Below are 18,717 nucleotides of genomic sequence, written 5' to 3'. Positions count from 1 at the left end.
TAACTAGAAGGAGAAAAAAATATGATCGAAAACGGGAGAATGACTGCTTTTCAGATGATGTTCATGAAAGCAACAACCTTCATCACAAAGGCTGTACCCAACGTTTCAGGCCTTAACAAGCTGGTAAAGTTTTTGGTCACTCTCTATGGATTTTTTACAGTGATTAAGATTTATCTGAAAGAGACGATCATTCAATGCAGGAAAAGATAGGATTTATCCAACTTTTTTATATCATGATGGGTTTTGAAATAGGTAGCACTGTTATTTATGGTGTAGGGTCAGAAGCAAAACAAGATGCCTGGTTAGTGATTCTAGTCGGGATGTTCTGTGGTCTAGTTTTAATGTGGGTGTATACAAAATTATTTGAACACTACCCAGGATATACACTTACCCAAATGATTCCAAAAATTGTGGGCAGATTTATTGGCTACCCATTGAATGTGATCTATATTCTTTATTTTATTTATCTAGCCTCACGAGTGGCGAGAGATTTTGGTGAACTTGTAGGTGGGACTTTTTTGCCCAAAACCCCGATGCTTGTTGTGATCGGTTGTTTTATGGCAGTTATTGTTTATTGCTTAAGCGGTGGCATCGAAGTGTTCGGTCGTACAGGGGAGATATTTTTGCCTTTTCTGCTTCTCGTTGCGATAGTAAGTTGGATTATTGTATACAGTTCCCAGATTTTTGATATCGCACGAATCACACCTATACTTGAAACAGGAGTTGGAACGGTATGGAAGGCTGCATTTCCCCTTGTTGTCACGTTTCCGTTCGGAGAAATGGTGCTGTTTATGATGTTTTGGCCGATGTTACATGATTCCAGGAAAGTGAAAAAATTAGGAATGATGGTTGTTCTTGTTGCAGGAATTCTTTTGACTGTTAATATGATCAACGTTATTTCTGTCATAGGACCTAGATGGTTAAGCGAAAGAATATATCCGTTGCTTACGGTGGTAAAGTTAGCATCTGTAGGAAATTTCATCGAACGAATTGATGCAGTTGTGATTATAACGATGATCATAGGCGGTTTTTTTAAAGTAGGGTCGTATTTATATGGTGCAGCAATCGGAGCTGCTGAGTTGTTTAAAATGGAAAGCCGCCGTTCGCTGGTTGTTCTGTTTGGTGCCATTGTAGTTCCATTGTCACTTATCATTGCCAATTCATATATGGAACATGTAGAAATTGGACTGAAGAAGGTCCCCCTATATTTACATATTCCCCTCCAGATGGTAATCCCGTTTATTTTATTGGTTATAGCGAAAATTCGTAAAAGGTATAGAGCCCAGTAAGTGTCTTCTAATGAGATTTTGTGGAAATACTAAATGAAAAATGTAATGAGGTAAAACAATGATTGAAAAAGGTAAAATTTCGGCATTTCAAATGGCACTTATTATGTACCCAACAATAACAGCAACTGCTCTTCTCACCATTCCAGGCATTACCGGTAAGTATGCGGAGCGTGATATGTGGATCTCTCCTATTTTAGGGTCTATTAATGGCTTTTTTACAGTGTTTATCCTGTATCAGTTACATAAGCTCTATCCCAAGGAATCCATCATTCAATACAGCGAACATATTATCGGCAGGTTTTTGGGAAAGATACTGGGATTTGTCTATTTGTTCTTTCTTCTCCATTCTGGCAGCATTATATTAAGAGAATATTCAACGTTTGTAAGTGTTTCCTTTTTGCAAACAACACCGCCATTTGTAATTATTGGAGGAATGGTTTTGGTCTGTGCATTTGCTGTGCGCGGCGGTATAGAAGTGCTTGGAAGAGCTGCTGGCTTGTTCGTTCCGGTTTTTCTCCTTCTGCCGCTGATTGTAGCCTTACTCCTCTTGAAGGATTTTGACCCAAAGAATATGTTACCGATTATGGAGCATGGTATGGTGCCATCGATCATGGGGGCAGCTGCACCACAGGTATGGTTTGGGCAAACTTTCCTCATCTCTATGCTTTTTCCCTTTTTATCCGATCGTGATAAAGGAATGAAATGGAGTACGATCTTGGTGGTTACAATTATGGTTAACTTAACGATTACCAATATGTTATCTGTTTTCCTATTTGGAGGAACGGCAAGTGGTTATGCCTATCCGTTGTTTACCGCTATTCGATTCATTACTATTGCAACTTTCTTCGAGCACCTTGAATCATTCACAATTGCAATATGGATTACTGGGATATTTATCAAAATATCATTATTCTATTATGCACTCGTACTAGGAGCGGCCCAATGGTTAAAACTTTCGGACTACAGACCAATCGTATTTCCATTTGGCTTTCTATTGACTGTGCTTGGCTGTCATTGGGTAGCCCCTAACTTTAACATACTTAACCAATTCCTCGTAATCATTTATCCTTTTTATGGGACCTTGCTGATGACTTTGATCCCTGCATTGTTACTGCTTATTGTGATGGTTAGGAAGAAAAAACGCATCAAGGAGCAAATTCCGAACCAATCCGCACATTAAAGAAAAATTACATACAACACCAGTAATAAGACAAAGCGGAGGCAATGACAGTTTGGACCAGCTCATACAAAAACGTGTTTTTATCCGTCATAAGATAAATGGACAAGTGTTCACTTCAGTATTGGCTCATATGGAAACTAGGTTTGTTAAAGAGGGAGATGTAGGTTACTAACCCGAGACAGGGTCTTTTTAGTAGTGTCATTCCTTGTCAAAAAACAAGAAGGTATTCATTATGAGCAAAATAGAAAGGACAAAAAAGGAAACACAGATCTTAGAGGAAGATTATTTTATGGGTAATACAAGTAAGAAGCAAATTACCCTTACTTTTGATGACGAACCGGTTAACCGTTATACTCCGCAAGATTTAAAAATCTTAAGAGAAAAAGGGGTTAAAGCTACTTTATTTGTGGTTGGAGAGAGCAAAGAAATATCCCCTGAACTTAGGCCTTTAAGGCCGAATTCAGGGTTGTGCTGGTTCACTTACATTCCGGGAACTGCGTTTATTAGGAAGGAGATTGGTTCCTTCCTTTTTTCTCATTACATTTTTGCATGCTAGATAACAAATTAGTTGTTATCTAGCACTTTTTTGTTGATTGCAAAAGAGTAATTTTACATGATCCGCATTTTCCTTTGGCTGCCCGAAATTGATTCCTTCTTTATCGTAACGATATAGTCCTTTACTACTTCCGCACGCTTAGACTGGTGGAGAGATAAAGCAATGGCAAAGTCGGTCTTTGACCGGTGTTTCATCATGATCAAAAACTATCTTTTAATATCATTATCAATAAGTCTAAGATCATTAATTGCTTTTAAGCGGACATTTTTTCCTCCTTCTGTTTTGAAGATTATGTATCCATTGATATAAGGTTCAACTTTCCAAATTACGAGATGTTATCGGAATGTTGCCTGATATTAGTAATTTCTTCACAATGAAGCGGTTTCTTTTATTTCATATTAACAATCAAATGTTTTAATGAAATAGTTAAATCCACAAGGGGGTATTAAATATGAGGAAAAAACCAGTAACTTTAGGCCTGTCTTTGGCTATTATGGCATCCAGTGCATTTCCCGCAATCGCCTCGGCTGCCAGCAATGATCAAACGTCACCACTTGACAACCTTAAACCGGTTCAAAGTGTTGAGTTTAATTCAATGAAAGCTCCAAGCACGATTGAAAATATGGTGAAGAATTACACAGAAGCAACCATGAAAATTACTTACAAAGATGGCAGTGTCAAAGAAAAACCACTAAACTATCATTCGCTCTTTTTATCAAAAGACAAAATTGTAGAAAATAAAGGCGAAATGATTGCTGCGGGTACTCCTATTGATGCGAAAGGCAATCCAATTGTAGACAGAAGTGTTCCAGATCAACCATCCAATTTTGTATCTGATGCTCCTGACTCCAATAGCCTCCTTCATGCCGGTGGAAAATCTTTTATTGTTTCTCATTATGAGTACGATTCACAGGACAATGCCGGAAACAAAATTTCTGGATTACCGGCATCCATGACCCTTACTCAGGTTGATCGAAATCAGGACAATGGCGAGCTAACTGTTAATAATGCCAAAAAAATCGATTTTTCTAATGTAAATGGTCTATGGATTCCTTGTAATGGTTCTACGTCACCGTGGGGCACTCATCTTGGTTCAGAAGAATATGAACCAGACGCACGCGCTTTTGAAACGAATCCAACCTCACAAGCACATAAAGATGTTTCAAACTTTGCTAATTATTACTTTGGGGATAAATCTAAAGCAAACCCATACTTTTATGGATGGATTCCAGAAATTTCCGTTGACTCTTCCGGCAATGCATCGGCTGTAAAACACTACAGCACAGGAAGATTTTCTCATGAAGTCATGCAGGTTTTACCTGACAACAAAACGGCCTTATTTGGTGATGATGGCGGAAACACGATGATGTTTATGTATGTAGCAGATGAAGAAAAAGATTTTTCTGCCGGGACACTCTATGCAGCCAAATTTGATCAAACAAGCTCTGAAAATGGCGGAGCAGGCGATTTAAAATGGATAAAGCTTGGTCATGCATCCGATAAAGAAGTGAAATCGATCATTGATAAGGGTACTAAGTTCAGTGATATTTTTGATACTGCTTCCGAACCGACTGATGGTTATAAGGCGGTCAAAACAGCAGCAAGCAAAAATGTCGAGTACCTTAAAGTCAAACCTGGAATGGAAAAAGCCGCTGCTTTCCTAGAGTCTCGCAGATATGGGGCATTGCTGGGCGCAACCTCCGAATTTAATAAAATGGAAGGCATCGCCGTCAATAAAAAAGATAAAAAAGCATATGTGGCAATGTCTTATGTAGAGGGAAGCATGAAAAAAGAGGAAGGCAGTATCCGAGACGATATTCAACTTCCTGAACGTAAATCAGGTGTCACCTATCAGTTGGATTTAAGCGGTTCGCAAAATGACATCGATAGCGATTATGTTCCATCAGCCATGAAAGGACTAGTCGTAGGACAGGACTTGCCGAAACCTGATGCCTATGGTAATACAGCAGATCCAAATAAAGTAGCTGGTCCTGACAATATCAGCTTCTCAGACGATTTAAATACGTTATTCATCGGTGAAGACAGCTCGCATCACACGAATAACTTTGTATGGGCGTATAATGTTAAAACCAAAAAACTATCAAGAATTCTTTCCGTTCCGGCTGGAGCAGAAGCAACAGGCTTAAGAGCGGATGCCGATGTTGAGGATTCCCGTTATATCTTAAGTAACTTTCAACATCCAGGTGAAGACCTTGATGGAAAACAAATTACTGCAGTCGACAAAGCCAAATTAGAAGAAGAAATGAAAAGAACCATTGGCATCATGGAGACTGGTGGAGTTGGCTATCTGTCTGGATTGCCTTCACCAAACCCACTATCAAAATAACTGAATTTGTACTGAATAACGACCGCCAAAGGCCCTTGAGTTTAGGTTCGCATAGCTGCTAACCATGCTCTAAGGGCTTTTGTGCGTTAAGAGAAAACACACACTTTTATACAAACCGTTGTAAATTTTTGCTCTTTTTGAAAGGCTGTTTTCGTAACCTTTGTTGCTCTTAGGAGTGGTTGATTTCCGTTTCAGGATGCTCGCTTTTCCGCGGGGCTCACCTGTCCCGCTTCTCCCGCAGGAGTCTCGCACCTTACACTCCAATCAACTTGTCAATGAAGGCTGTTTAAAAAATGACCCAAAAGCAACAATCTTTTAGAAAAGAGCTTTTTGAAAAAAGTTTAAATCACTTCAGAAGATTGATTGCCAAAAAAGTAATAACGTTTTCTAATTTTAAAATGGGTGCCACACAATTGTTTTTGCTTGATTGTATCGTTGCTCCACTTCTCTCCAATTCACGATTTTCCACCAATTATCAATATATTTAGCTCGTTCATTTTTATATTGCAGGTAGTAGGCATGTTCCCAAACATCTAGAACAAGCAGCGGAATAACATCCCATTGAGTCAGATTCTGATGCTTTTCAGCTGTTAAAATCTCTAAACGATGGGATCGGGGTGCCCAAACGAGAATCGCCCAACCAACAGCTTCAACATTTTTTGCTGCTTCGGAGAATTGGTTTTTAAATTTTTCAAAGCTTCCAAATGTGTTATATATCGCTCTGCTTAGATGATCTGATGGTATACCCCCGCCATGCGGGCTCATAATACGCCAGAAAATTGTGTGTAAATAGTGACCGGAACCGTGAAACGCTGCTTCTCTTTCCCAATGCTTAATCAAATGAAAGTCTCCATTTTCACGTGCTTTTAGCATTTCTAATTCTGCTCTATTAAGTCCATCTACATAGCTTTGATGATGTTTATCATGATGTAATCTCATGATTTCTTCTGAAATGACAGGCTCTAAACCATTATATGGATAAGGAAGAGAAGGTAATCGATGTCCCCCGATTGGGACGACTTGAATTCTTTCATCTTCGTTATGACTGGATAACAGTTCAGCCCGGTTTAAGAAGCCATTAAGGTTATCATATAAGGAGGTTGCTTTCTTACTTAATTCATGATGATCATGTATGCCGTTTTCCATTTCTATTTCATTTTTTAATAATAAGAAGGTGTCTTCCCATTGTTGAAGACTAGGATTGTCGATATTTATTAACTGTTCTCGAACTGATTCCCAAGTTATTTTGATATCTTCACACCATTTCAATAATGATTCTTGATACGTTTTTTCATTTATATGCAATTGTTTCGCCTCCTAGGTAACTGTCACTAACAAGATATGAGTAATTACCGTAAAAATTCACAGAGAAACATTAATACGGAGTCACTGAGCCAGCACAGCCTTTCTTTTTTGTCTCTCTTATAATTTCGGTAGTTTAAATAAAGATGGATTCCCTCCCAAAGAAAAAACCTGTGGTTAGTACGAATTCATTCAAAATTAAAAGTCCACGATAAAAACGTGGACTTTTAATATCTTTACCTAATTTTATTCATGATTTTTTGATAGATTTGTCAGGGAAATAGTAATATCTTTTAGTGGGGAATTTCCTGGTTATTTGACTTTTTGGTACTCTAAAGAGAATGATTGCTATTACGATGACTTCATAAGTTTAATGAATATATTTATAGAGCATTTCTAACTGAAATGATATTAATTTTATCATTTTCTTCATCAATGCGGATCCCATGTAGTACCACCAAAAACTACTCCACCATCAATGCCTATTTTGGTTTTACAAGGAGAGACCCAGACATCATCTGATGGAAGGGAATGGAGTTCCCTTGTGGTAGTATGTCCAAAAAAGATTCGCTCTTTTGTAGAAATCGAATGTAAAATTAGGCTGTTTTCGTAACGTTTGTTTCTAACCTACTTGATTGTGATCCGAGTCCCGTCAAACTTAGTGAATGAGAAACCAATGAATTTCTCATGGTAGGTCGCGCTGTAGTCACTAAGAATGCTGATTGCGACAGCTTCCCCAAGCTTCATCCCCTCGATCCCATCTGAACGCCAATGGACGCCGGCTGTGTTGCGGCCTAGGGAGATATTGGCGGCTAGTTTATTCAATTCCCCGCCTATGGTCAAAGGTTTTCCTGAATAAGGAAGCAATGAGTGGCCATCCGAACTGGCGGTGACTGGATTTGGAATCTTGAACGATTCTTTAAAGAATGCTTTGAGAACAGTGGCACCGGCCCCAGCGATGGCTGCGTGGCCAGCTGGATAAGCCGGATGGATTGGGCAGCCTTCCGGATACGACATAGGAAGCAAGTAGCTGTGGAACTGGCTGAACACTTTTGAAATGACCTGGGAATGGAGGAGTTCTGAGTTTATCGGGTAGCTTGCGGCACCCATCAAATGGTTGTGGACGCGTCCTCCGAACTCCTCGGGACGGAGTCTGCGGTTGACAAGATACTTTTGGAACCAGGCGGCCTCAAGTGCTGCCCGCGCCACTTTCGTAACTAAATCCAGAATATGCGGGGCGCCGAAGGTAATAAAACCATCCTGGGTTTCTGATTTAAGGTAGGGATTGTATATATCTAATGCTTCCCTGCCGAAACTGAGCAGAACTAAACAAGCGGAAAGCGGACCCTGGAAGGAAAAGTCCTGATGAACATATTCACTCAGATCCCTTCCATTACGGATATAGCGGGGTGTGGGGTCGAATAACGGTGCAGCAGGAGTTGAGCCGTTCTGGATCTCCAGCCATTGATCATAGGATGTCATATGATCAGACCCCGCCAAAGTTGTACGATAATGCTGAACGATTGTTGTCCCGCCATAGGGGACGTTTTTCCAAAGAAATTGCGAAATATAAGGGCCAATTAGGTCACCAGGTGTAATCCCGCGAAATAGCGTACCCGTTGTGACTTTGCCGCCGGCTTTTGGCCCGCGAAAATCAGAAAATGACGATAACTCTGAAGCTGCCTCCATGGTCAGTGGATGGGTGCGGTACTCATGAAAAGACACATCCCGGGTCAGCGCCTGCCAATATAGTTCAGCCATCTCACCAGCCGCCCAAGCACTTTTGAAGGAAGGAGGAACAGCAATATCCAAGTTGTGGCAATCCGTTCCCGCAAGATCAAATACATATGCGGCTTGAGGATTTGAAAGCTTGGCGTTACCGCCGAGAGGAATGGATTCAAAATCGTCTTTGTTCCCGGTTTTTAGAGCCTTAATAAATTGGTTATAGGCCTGAAGGTCAACCTCGCCAAGGGAATTATGCGGCAGCCCCTTAGAAAAGCTGCCAATTTTAGTAGGATACAATTGTTCGTCACCATTACATGGATGTTCAGTAAGGGGAAGCTCCATTTGTGAACATGCTGCCTTATGACGAACACGAAATGCTTTCTCACTGCGCTTTTGTCCATTTAAAGGTCCGATTAAACACTTTTTTTTATTATTGGACTGGTTTCTTTTTGCCATTTTATCACCTTTTTTATTTATCATGTTACTAGATAGAAATCCTGCTTTCTCGATGTACCTATCTGAAGATTTGACCATCCTGATTTCCTGCTTCAATCCGTTCATACTATTCATTTTTATTTTAAAAGTATAGGTTGTTCACCAATATGAATTACCCAATTTAGTAAAAATCAATATGTAATCACTGCAAAAATAGATTTTGAAAATGAACATTATCTTGATATATTTGTCGAAGAAGAGGACATGATGTACCCCTGACTTGAAAGAGAGGTTTGTTTAAGCAGATCAAGTGCCGCTTAAGGAGCTTTTTGTGCTTACTACAGAAGAAAAATGAAAAATAATAAATTAGCAATGATTGAACTTTAATATATCTCCCTCAAAATAGTGATAGATTTTTTTTAGAAATATGTCAAGATAGGAAAGGAATATGAAATATATGCTGAGTGGTGAAAAGATGACTTATAAACAAATTAAATGGCTAATTTTAATGCTGCCTACTTTATCCATAGGAATATGGGAGTATTTAAGACATACCTTGCTAATGCCCTATATATCAATGGAAACTGGCAATTTTTTATCTCCTTTAATTGTTTTTGGGGTCACCATAATTTTCTTATTGAAACTTTTTAATATGCTGGAAAAAATACAAGCAGAATTAAACGAAGAACGATCTCAAAAAAGTGCATTGCAAGAGCGGGCTAAGATTTCAAGAGAACTTCATGATGGTATGGCACAATCCCTATTTCTCTTATCCATCAAAATAAATAAACTAGGCAAACAAGCTAATCTGGATAACAATCCTCATTTCATCAAAATGAAAAAAACACTTCAACATATCCATGAGGATACTAGACAAGCCATTAACAATTTACGTGTGCCACCTGTAGAATCAAACTTTAATTGGACAGATACGTTATTAAATCATATCCAAAGTATGGAAAAAGAACATCAATTAAAAGTTCAAATGACTTGGAAGATTGGAGAATCTTTGTTTTCAACGAAAGATAAGGTTGAGTTATATGCTTGCATAAAAGAAGCACTGATAAACGTTGTTAAGCATGCAAGGACCAAACAAGTTTGGATTGATGCCCATGAAACAAAAACGGGGTGGACATGCATCATTAAGAATAAAACAGACCAACAATCCTTAGTTAACAGCCATAAGGGTTATGGGCTGCAAATATTAAAAGACAGAGCGAAGGCGATGGGAAGCCACCTAAGAATTAATATTCAAGACGGAGAAATGCGGATTATTTTTTTAAAGGAGATTTAGGATATGAAAGAACCAATTCGTCTATTGTTGGTGGATGATCATCAACATGCAAGGGAAGGAATTCAGGAACTGTTAGAGGATTATGAAGAGTTTAAAATTATCGGTGAAGCAACAAATGGCTCAGAAGCGATTGAATTAACTGCTGAGCTGCAACCGGACTTAATCTTGATGGACATTCGGATGCCAGTATTGGATGGTCTGGAAGCTACTAAAATCATAAAATTTAAATACCCAACGATAAAAATCGTGATTATGACAGTTTCAGATGATATTACCGATTTATTTGAAGCGGTCAAACGTGGTGCTCAAGGTTATTTATTAAAGAACTTAAATTCAAATGAATGGTACAGTTATTTGCGTGCTTTTGCTGTAGATGAAGCACCCATGTCACAAAATATGGCATTTCGAATTCTGGAAGAATTCACACAGAGCAAAAAACAAATAGAACAAACTCCCTTATCCGAGCGTGAAAAAGAAGTTTTACAACTGGTTGCGCAGGGTAAATCAAACCGTGACATCGCTGAAACTATCTTTATTTCAGAGCATACGGTGAAAAGCCATCTAAAGAACATTCTAAACAAGCTTCATCTGGATAACCGTGTTCAATTGACAAGTTATGCTTACAGCAAAGGGTGGATTGAATAACATAAAAATGATTAATAAAGTCATATTGAATGCTGAAAATCCCCGGAAAAAAGTCTGGAAAAGTCGCTTAACTAATGAAGAAAAATATGGATCAGTGGATTTACTACCTACAAGCTGTTAAGTGCATGTTCACTTCATACAAAACATGAAAATCATTCATGAACATAAATAATAGTAAAAAAATCAGACAAGTGTCTGATTTTTTTATTTAATCGTAAACTGTTTTTGCGGCATAGTGTGCATATCTCTGGCTGTAACATGAGAAATCACATGATAATTGCCAGCCTTACTGTATGTACTTTGAATAGAATAGACTCCCTTTTTTGCTTTCTCCACCTTAACCTTTTTATGTTTTCGATTCCCGTCTTTCCAAATTTCAAATTGAACATCATCTGCATCATTTAAAGCATGACCGTTTTGTGTAACCTTGGCCTGAATTATGAAAGGTTTATTTGTCTTTGGCTGATAGGGATCAATATTAATTTTAACCTGAACAGGCACTAGTGAATTTTCACTTTCATTTGTAGATTGCTGGTGGGTATGATGTTTAGGATTTCCGCAGGCCGTTAATACAAGGATTGAACTTAGAAAAAGTACAAGTTTAGATTTGAGTTGCATGTCAATTTCACCTCGGTTGATTTAAGACTTTTTTGGCATCTTTAACAATTTGATCAAAGGGCACATTTTGAACACCATCATATCTTTTTACGACCTTTTCTTCTTGGTTCACCAGGTAAAACGAGGTTCCATGAACAAATTGGTCGGAGGTAGGATCAGCGGAAACAGCAGTCTTGAAAGAATTTTTGGCGACCGTCTCAATTTCCTTCTGTTCGTAGCCGGTCAAGAAGTGCCAGTGTGAAAAGTCTGCACCGAATTTTTTTCCAAAAGCGAATAAATTTTCCGGCGTATCCCTTTTTGGATCGACACTAAAGGATACGATTTGTGTATCAACTTTTTGATTTGCTAACATTTTTTGCAGTTTTGCCATGTGGGCTGTCATGGGAGGACAAACAGTTTCACAATTTGTGAAAATAAAATTAGCCAGCCAGACCTTACCCTTTAATTTGTCAATTGAAAATGTTTTCTCATTCTGATCCGTATAAGAAAACGATTGTACTTTCCAGTTAAGGGAATCATTTGAAGCATTTTTATTTGGATGTTCCCTGGGGGTGCTGACACAAGCCGACAATAAAAACAATAAAGAAATAAATAAGACTAAGAAATTGAATTTTTTCACTAAAGATACCTTCTTTCAAACGTTTTCATTATCTTCATCCTGAAAAAAACATAGCTTTTTTTATCATGTCATATCTTTGCACATGAGAATATCCCTCTTACGAGTGAAAACGGTGATTTAAAATTTAATAGTCAATAAGATTGGAAGCGTTCACTAATTAGTCAAACAATCGGCTCACATTTTGCTAATTATCCCCCTTTAGAGTGATGACGAGGAAAATAATTTTACACTATACTCAGCATAGCTTAACGGAGAGGTAGTTGGAAAAATGTATTCTACGAACGTAGTAAGAAAAGAAGTTCCCGAGGATACGGCGAACAAGCAATCACAAAGAGGGAAAAGTTTGTACCAGGCTATATGGCGTTGGCACTTTTATGCAGGTATATTATTTGCTCCAATTTTGATCATGCTGGCTGTAACAGGCGGGGTCTATTTATTTAAACCTCAAATTGAACCTATCCTCTATAAGGATTTATATTATGTTCATCAAGGAAAGCAAGAGGTCTCAGCCGATCAGCAAATAAAACAAGTGAAGGAAATTTATCCTAGAGCAACGATATTAAGTTTCCGCCCATCAGATGAACGAAAGCGCTCCTCTGAAGTAGGAATTATAAATCAAGATCATGAAATGACAGTTTTTGTAAATCCATACACAAATAAAATCGTTGGTACACTGGGTAACGAAGGAAAGCTCATGGAGGTTATGAAAAAGCTGCATGGGGAGATTATGGTTGGGACAATTGGGGATCGAATTGTAGAACTGTCTGCATGCTGGATCATGATCTTATTGGTAACTGGGGTATATCTATGGTGGCCGCGGGAAGGAAATGCACAACGGTTTGGAACATTAATTCCTAGATTTACAAAAGGGAAGCGTATCTTCTGGCGTGATTTGCATGCTGTACCCGCTTTCTGGCTCTCATTGTTTGCTGCATTACTCATTATGACAGGTCTGCCCTGGGCAGGGGTATGGGGTAATAATGTAAACAAATTAGCAACATCCACACAATCAGGTTATCCAACAGGCCTATGGGACAGTGTACCTGAATCTACTGCTCCTACTAAGAATGTCTCAATAAAAGTACCGTGGTCAGCTGAAAATATGTCATTGCCCAAATCAAGAACCGGTAGAGGTATTCAACAGTTAACAGTAGATCAAGTTATAGGTTTGGCTAATAAACAAAAAGTGCACTCTGGCTACAGCATCAATCTGCCGCATGGAAAAAAAGGAGTCTATACCGTCTCAGTTTTCCCTCCATTACCTAAAGATCAAGCGACTCTACACATCGATCAATACAGTGGGAAAGTTCTTGCGGATCTTCGATATAAGGATTATGGATGGATGGCAAAGATCATCGAAGTTGGTATTGCTTTACACGAGGGACACTATTTTGGATTACCGAACCAGATTCTTGGAGCAGCGGTCTGTCTAGGCTTAATTGGTGTCTCTGTTTCTGGGCTACTAATGTGGTGGAAGAGGAAGCCACAAGGGAAATTAGGGGCGCCTTCAGTATCTAATAGTTTTAATTTAATGAAAGGTGTTGCCCTCATCATTGTTGCATTTGGCTTGTTTTTCCCGTTAGTCGGAGTATCATTACTCATCGTACTGTTCTTAGATTGGTTTGTTATTAAGAAAGTCCCATTCATGAAAAAATACTTAAGTGCATAACCAGAAAAACCAGACATCCTCAATTTTTACAATAGAAATCAGTTTTGTGGCAACCGGAGATTGCTTTAACCTTAAAATGATATGTTTATTTTTTGCGATGTCTAGGAGTACATATATTTCACAATGGAAAAATTAATCCTATCGTCCTTACACCTTTTGATTGAATAGGTAGAAGTATAATATTCGAAAGGATTGAACAAAAATGACTGGAAGGGGTTATAAAAAGTTCATCTTGTGAAGTTTTTGTATCGTTTTAATAAGGCACTAGTGCTTTTTATCATAACAAGTGGAAAATTCACTCTTAGGGGTGATGACACCTCTTCTCTGTAACCCCTATACTCTCATTAGCCTATACTTAAAACCAAATATAGTGCGTCAGAGTGAGAGAAATAGTATCTAAATCCGGCATTCATAATCTCAAGGGAAAATTGGTATGAATTTAGGAGTTTTTTATGTATCGATTAATGAAGACCATTCATAGGTTATTTGGCATCATCGGATCTTTGCTTGTCCTTTTAATGGCTATAACAGGCTTATTATTGAACCACCGTTCATGGATTGGATATGGATCTACTAACGAATTGAAACTGCAGAAATGGATATTCGGAATTCACTCAGGTGTTTTAGACCATACTTCCATTGTATGGCTAACTGACCTTGGTGCTGTTTGTATGATTGTATTTAGTTTGACGGGCATTTGGTTATGGTTTAAAGGAAGCCGAATGGCCAAAAGAAAATGAAGCGTATAAAAAGGAGAATGAATAACACATGAAAACTAAAGAGTTTCTACTTATTCCGCTTACATTCGCAGTGATCCTTAGCCTTGCAGGATGCGGCACTTCCAAGCAATCTGGCAAAGATCACTCGCAACATGAGCATAAAAAAACCAATACTAGCAAGCCAAATAACAGCCAAACCGGCAAGGCCATCAAAGAAGAACTTAATGGATTGGATAGCATCGAAAAAGATGTCAATAAAAAGGATTTTAAAAGTGCTGCTGACCAATTTGAGTCGATGCATGAAGAATATCATTCGACCGTCCTTCCTCCGATTGAAGCCAAAAACAAAAAAATGGGAGAGGATATGCACGGGAAGTTTGATGCATTAGAAGCAGCGATTAACAGCAAGGATAAAACTCAAATCCTAACCAATGTAAAAATTAATCGTGACAGCCTACAGAAGGCTGTAAAAGAATTAGGGATTCAACTTTAATCACTCGTTAGGATATGGAAAAGACCGCTGGTAACTGATTGTCAAAATTGGACCATTCCATCTTTGGAATGGTTTATTTGTGTAAGGGATTCGGTATCAAAACGCGGAAAATATACGCTAAACAAATTTCGCAATGAAAAAGTAAAAGTAACGATGCAAATACTTAAAAGCGATGGCCGAGGGAGACCAGGAAGCCAGAAGCAAACTGATCGAACACAACTTGCGTTTGGATGCACATATCGTAAAGAAATTTGAAAATACAGGTAAAGATACTGAAGATCTGATTTCAATCGGAACCATTGGACTGATCAAGGCGATCGAGAGCTATTCGAGAGGGAAGGGCACGAAGCTTGCGACGTATGCTGCACGCTGTATCGAAAATGAGATTCTAATGTCATTACCATTACTGTGAATGGCTGCCTTTAGAGGCGGTTTCTTTTAAATTTGACTGAGGTCATAGCAACGGAAAAAGGTTACATGTGGTGGGTGTCTAACTGCATATCAAACGTGATGATCAGCTCCCTATACATAAAAGAACGCCTAAAGGCGTTCTCTAGAAATATTAAATTACCAGCGATTTTTCTTCTTTTTCTTTTTGCAAATTTTGCAATTACATTTTGGAAAGCCAGGGTCTTTGATGTCATCTTGATATTTCTTCTTTTTCTTTTTGTTTTTGCTGGAGCTGGAGCTGGAGCTCGATTCAACGTGTTTTTTGCTGAAGCTGGAGCTCAACTCAACGTGTTTTTTGATGGGGCTGGAGCTGGAGCTCGACTCAACGTGTTTTTTGATGGAGCTGGAGCTGGAGCTCGACTCAACGTGCTTTTTGCTGGAGCTGGAACTGGAACTAGACTCATCAAATTCTTTCTTCTTTTTCTTTTTGCAATCACATTTTGGAAAGCCAGGGTCTATGATCTCATGTATTGATTCTTCTTTATAGACATGGCGAGGGACATATTTGATATGCTCTTTTTTAATACGGATGATAGGGTGAACGAATATTACTTCTTTTTCGGTATATACGTCTTTAACAATATATTCCGGTTCACAATAAATCTTTTTTCGAGATTTCTTTTTTTCTCCCATTAAAATCACCTCCTACTCTATTAAATGCAAATAGAGAGACGTTGGTATGGACAAGCTACTTATTACTAAAAAATTGTGCTGTTGGTGTGAGCGTCATCACTAATCTCTTTCGAGTTTGATCGGGACAACAAAAAGAAAACAAAGCCTGAACTGGATGAGCAGCAGCTGGAGTTGATGGAGGAGACCATCGGCGAGACGATGGCTGAAAATTTGGATTTATGCTTTACGTATTTTAGAGACGGGGATTTTCATTTGTTGATTGGGAAGGTTCATTATCAGCCAAGCTGCTGGCCGCAAGCATTGAAAGTGAGTTTCCAGGATTAAATATTGTTGGAACCTATCCTTCCTATTCCTTAAAGGATATTGAATATCAAGATGTCGATTTAATCTTAAGTACAGTTCCGGTAAGAGAAGAACGAACGATTCCAATTCTGCATATTAACGCATTATTGACTGAAAAAGACGTGGACATGGTGAATAACTATATTTCACGAAGGTATTTAAATGATGACCAAGAGAAATCGTTTGAAAAACTCCGGAATTTATTTAGTGAGGAATTGTTCTTCCCGGAGATTGAAGAAGAAGAACCGGCAGCAATTATTAGATCAATGGCTTACGCGCTAAATATGAGAGGATATGTAGAGGAATCTTACTTGGATTCTGTTCTTGAAAGAGAGAATATATCACCCACTTCGATTGGCAATTTGGTAGCTATTCCTCATCCGGTAAAACAAAATGCACTCGATTCATGCATTGCGATTGGAATCCTAAAGAAACCGATAAAATGGGGAATGAACAACGTTCAATTAGTGTTTCTCCTGGCTTTAAATGAAAAAGATAAGGAAGAATTCAGCATCCTTTTTAACCGGCTATGGAAGGTAGTCCAGAATAAAAAGTTGGTTTCGGAGCTTTGCAAAACCTCTAGCTTTATTGAAATAAAGACTGAATTAGAAAGAATTAAATAATCTAGCCTTTATATAGTGAAGATCATTAAACCCAGCAAGTTCGCTTTTGCTAAATAGGCTTATTCGCTCAGCTCTCTTAAGATGGACAGAACCATCAAAATTAACAGGGCTATCTAGTTTATCTATTATTCCTGGTCGTTTAAAGGGCCGGGTTGTTTATTGGAATACTGATCATTTAGGAGGACTGGGGGAACTCCCCAGACGGTGGCGACTGACCAAAGGTAATTGGTTCGCCACCTGGAATGGTATAACCATGAACGCAGTTTAACTAAAGATCTTCATGAAACGGGCGCTTACATGAAATAAGGATTAGCGCATATTTCCATTTTAGGGCCAGATTGTTGAAAAGGTTTTACAAGAATAGCAAAATATCCTTCGATTAAGAGCAAAATCGATCAACTGATAAGATATTTAAAAAACCAGTGCCGGTAACGGACACTGGTTTTATCTTGGTATGATCCAAAGCCTATCGATGCCCGCATAATGCAAAAGAGATTATCTAGAACTCTTGTACGTTTGCCCCATTAATAGGAGGACCCAGTCTTTCTATACTCCATACACATTTTCGGAGGAATATTTTTTTCCTCCTTTTTCTGTTCTGTTATCAATAGAATGTTATCTTCCGGTGTGTTTTCGTTTTTGGAATTTGGGAATAAATCAGTAAGGAGGGTGAGTATGACTGTAGAATTCCGTAGTATAAAAACCAAATGTGAATTAGAAGATGTATTTGTCCTGTTGGAAAAGGTATTCAATAAAGATAGAGCTTTTTTTGAAGAACGAATTAAGAATAATCCTGCTTACCGCCTAAAGACAACATGGGTTGCCATAGTCAATGGAAAGATTAGTTCGGTACTTCAAGTTTTTCCTTTTTGTATCAATGTTCCTCCTCTAACATTTAATGTAGCTGGTATTGGGAATGTTGCTACTATGCCGGCTAACCGTGGACAGAAATTAGGCCACCGCTTATTGGATAAAGCCCTCTCTTGGATGGAAGAGGAGGCGTTTGATTTATCGCTTTTATATACCGGTATTCCCTCCTTTTATGAAAAAGCGGGCTGGCACTCAATCCCTGAAAATTATCACTACCTTTATGATAAATGTGAAGGGCAGGCTCTTGAAGATGGAATGAAAATTACACCCGTACAGCATAGTGATTTGCCAGAGATAATGGAAATCTATCAAAACTATTCCCAGCAGCTGAACGGGCCGATGGAACGGACAAAGGAATATTGGACCCAGCAGCTAAACAGTATGAAAGAACATGATCATTTTTTAGTAGCGAAACACCACAACCAAGTGACAGGGTATATCCGTTTTCAAAAAGCAGATGCGACCATTGATATTATTGAATTATGTCATCAGAGCTGCTCCAATACCGTGTTTCGCTTGTACCAGGCCGCACTTTCACAGGAAGAAAATAAAGTGATCTTATTTCTCCCTCCGCATCATGAATTGTTTACTCATCTTAGCCATCAAACGTTATATCCTTTTGAACATCATGAATCCATGTGGAAAATTATATCCAAATCTTCATTCACCAACCAAGTAAACGACCTAATAAAGAAGGATAACGGATTAGAATATATTAAAACAGAAGATCATTATATAGATGGTTTTTATAAGAATGAAGTATGGACCAGATTGTCACATTCGGACTTTTTAACGTTTTTTTTACAGGGAAAAGACACAAAAGAAATGACGACAAAAGACAAATCGATATTAAGAGACACCTTTATACATCGTCCTTATATTTTTTGGAGAAGCGATCACTTTTAAGA

At 38.5% G+C, this 18,717-nt stretch carries 19 protein-coding genes and 1 pseudogene; 15 read left to right on the top strand and 5 right to left on the bottom strand.

What is annotated here, in order from left to right:
• Positions 1–21 precede the first annotated feature (21 nt).
• The 4 genes from LCY76_RS14625 (at position 22) to LCY76_RS14610 (ending at position 3,025) form a co-directional block, all read left to right on the top strand.
• On the top strand, positions 22–210 hold the full coding sequence (locus tag LCY76_RS14625; protein WP_248253229.1) for a hypothetical protein: 189 nt from the start codon (positions 22–24) through the stop codon (positions 208–210).
• Positions 195–1,289, top strand: a complete 1,095-nt coding sequence (locus LCY76_RS14620) for a GerAB/ArcD/ProY family transporter (RefSeq protein WP_248253228.1) — start codon at positions 195–197, stop codon at positions 1,287–1,289. Before LCY76_RS14625 ends, LCY76_RS14620 begins: the two co-directional genes overlap by 16 nt.
• A gap of 58 nt (positions 1,290–1,347) precedes the next feature.
• Positions 1,348–2,469 (top strand): GerAB/ArcD/ProY family transporter, encoded by a 1,122-nt coding sequence (locus tag LCY76_RS14615; protein WP_248253227.1) that lies wholly within the window; start codon positions 1,348–1,350, stop codon positions 2,467–2,469.
• Positions 2,470–2,701: 232 nt separating this feature from the next.
• The gene (locus LCY76_RS14610; protein WP_248253226.1) at positions 2,702–3,025 is read left to right on the top strand and encodes a polysaccharide deacetylase family protein; all 324 of its coding nucleotides are present in this window, start codon (positions 2,702–2,704) and stop codon (positions 3,023–3,025) included.
• Between the two features lie 53 nt (positions 3,026–3,078).
• Here the strand turns inward: LCY76_RS14610 and LCY76_RS14605 are convergent, their stop codons facing one another.
• Positions 3,079–3,222 (bottom strand): hypothetical protein, encoded by a 144-nt coding sequence (locus LCY76_RS14605; RefSeq protein WP_248253225.1) that lies wholly within the window; start codon positions 3,220–3,222, stop codon positions 3,079–3,081.
• A 254-nt stretch (positions 3,223–3,476) separates the two neighbouring features.
• Here LCY76_RS14605 and LCY76_RS14600 point away from each other — a divergent pair, with 254 nt between their 5' ends.
• Positions 3,477–5,372: a PhoX family protein gene (locus LCY76_RS14600; RefSeq protein ID WP_248253224.1), complete on the top strand. Its 1,896-nt coding sequence runs from the start codon at positions 3,477–3,479 to the stop codon at positions 5,370–5,372.
• Positions 5,373–5,765: 393 nt separating this feature from the next.
• On the opposite strand, the gene LCY76_RS14595 is transcribed toward LCY76_RS14600, so the two are convergent.
• Positions 5,766–6,671 carry a superoxide dismutase gene (locus tag LCY76_RS14595; RefSeq protein ID WP_419714997.1) on the bottom strand — a complete coding sequence of 302 codons (906 nt, stop codon included), beginning with the start codon at positions 6,669–6,671 and terminating at the stop codon, positions 5,766–5,768.
• Between the two features lie 630 nt (positions 6,672–7,301).
• A complete protein-coding gene (locus LCY76_RS14590; RefSeq protein ID WP_248253222.1) occupies positions 7,302–8,855 on the bottom strand; it encodes a vanadium-dependent haloperoxidase in 1,554 nt (517 codons plus the stop codon).
• A 427-nt stretch (positions 8,856–9,282) separates the two neighbouring features.
• Between LCY76_RS14590 and LCY76_RS14585 the strand changes: the two genes are divergently transcribed.
• Together LCY76_RS14585 and LCY76_RS14580 are read left to right on the top strand one after the other, a co-directional pair.
• Positions 9,283–10,128 (top strand): sensor histidine kinase, encoded by an 846-nt coding sequence (locus tag LCY76_RS14585; RefSeq protein WP_248253221.1) that lies wholly within the window; start codon positions 9,283–9,285, stop codon positions 10,126–10,128.
• 3 nt (positions 10,129–10,131) lie between these two features.
• Positions 10,132–10,773 (top strand): response regulator, encoded by a 642-nt coding sequence (locus LCY76_RS14580; RefSeq protein WP_248253220.1) that lies wholly within the window; start codon positions 10,132–10,134, stop codon positions 10,771–10,773.
• Between the two features lie 204 nt (positions 10,774–10,977).
• On the opposite strand, the gene LCY76_RS14575 is transcribed toward LCY76_RS14580, so the two are convergent.
• Together LCY76_RS14575 and LCY76_RS14570 are read right to left on the bottom strand one after the other, a co-directional pair.
• Positions 10,978–11,391, bottom strand: a complete 414-nt coding sequence (locus LCY76_RS14575; RefSeq protein ID WP_248253219.1) for a FixH family protein — start codon at positions 11,389–11,391, stop codon at positions 10,978–10,980.
• A 7-nt stretch (positions 11,392–11,398) separates the two neighbouring features.
• The gene (locus tag LCY76_RS14570; protein ID WP_248253218.1) at positions 11,399–12,010 is read right to left on the bottom strand and encodes an SCO family protein; all 612 of its coding nucleotides are present in this window, start codon (positions 12,008–12,010) and stop codon (positions 11,399–11,401) included.
• A 268-nt stretch (positions 12,011–12,278) separates the two neighbouring features.
• Between LCY76_RS14570 and LCY76_RS14565 the strand changes: the two genes are divergently transcribed.
• The 8 genes and pseudogenes from LCY76_RS14565 (at position 12,279) to LCY76_RS14530 (ending at position 18,715) form a co-directional block, all read left to right on the top strand.
• Positions 12,279–13,679 (top strand): PepSY-associated TM helix domain-containing protein, encoded by a 1,401-nt coding sequence (locus tag LCY76_RS14565; protein WP_248253217.1) that lies wholly within the window; start codon positions 12,279–12,281, stop codon positions 13,677–13,679.
• 452 nt (positions 13,680–14,131) lie between these two features.
• Positions 14,132–14,419, top strand: a complete 288-nt coding sequence (locus LCY76_RS14560; protein ID WP_248253216.1) for a hypothetical protein — start codon at positions 14,132–14,134, stop codon at positions 14,417–14,419.
• Between the two features lie 28 nt (positions 14,420–14,447).
• Entirely contained in the window at positions 14,448–14,891 is a 444-nt protein-coding gene (locus LCY76_RS14555) for a hypothetical protein (protein ID WP_248253215.1), read from the top strand.
• Positions 14,892–15,048: 157 nt separating this feature from the next.
• A pseudogene (locus LCY76_RS14550) lies at positions 15,049–15,300 on the top strand (sigma factor); the annotation flags it as partial.
• 35 nt (positions 15,301–15,335) lie between these two features.
• Positions 15,336–15,815 carry a hypothetical protein gene (locus LCY76_RS14545; protein WP_248253214.1) on the top strand — a complete coding sequence of 160 codons (480 nt, stop codon included), beginning with the start codon at positions 15,336–15,338 and terminating at the stop codon, positions 15,813–15,815.
• A gap of 261 nt (positions 15,816–16,076) precedes the next feature.
• On the top strand, positions 16,077–16,298 hold the full coding sequence (locus tag LCY76_RS14540) for a YolD-like family protein (RefSeq protein WP_336606281.1): 222 nt from the start codon (positions 16,077–16,079) through the stop codon (positions 16,296–16,298).
• A gap of 146 nt (positions 16,299–16,444) precedes the next feature.
• The gene (locus LCY76_RS14535; RefSeq protein ID WP_248253212.1) at positions 16,445–16,939 is read left to right on the top strand and encodes a PTS sugar transporter subunit IIA; all 495 of its coding nucleotides are present in this window, start codon (positions 16,445–16,447) and stop codon (positions 16,937–16,939) included.
• A 675-nt stretch (positions 16,940–17,614) separates the two neighbouring features.
• Positions 17,615–18,715, top strand: a complete 1,101-nt coding sequence (locus tag LCY76_RS14530) for a GNAT family N-acetyltransferase (RefSeq protein ID WP_248253211.1) — start codon at positions 17,615–17,617, stop codon at positions 18,713–18,715.
• The last annotated feature ends 2 nt before the right edge of the window (positions 18,716–18,717 follow it).

This window comes from Fictibacillus marinisediminis (genome assembly GCF_023149135.1).
GTDB lineage: Bacteria > Bacillota > Bacilli > Bacillales > Fictibacillaceae > Fictibacillus_C > Fictibacillus_C marinisediminis.
The sequence above is the reverse complement of the archived record's forward strand: the minus strand, read 5'-3'. Positions and strand labels throughout refer to the sequence as shown.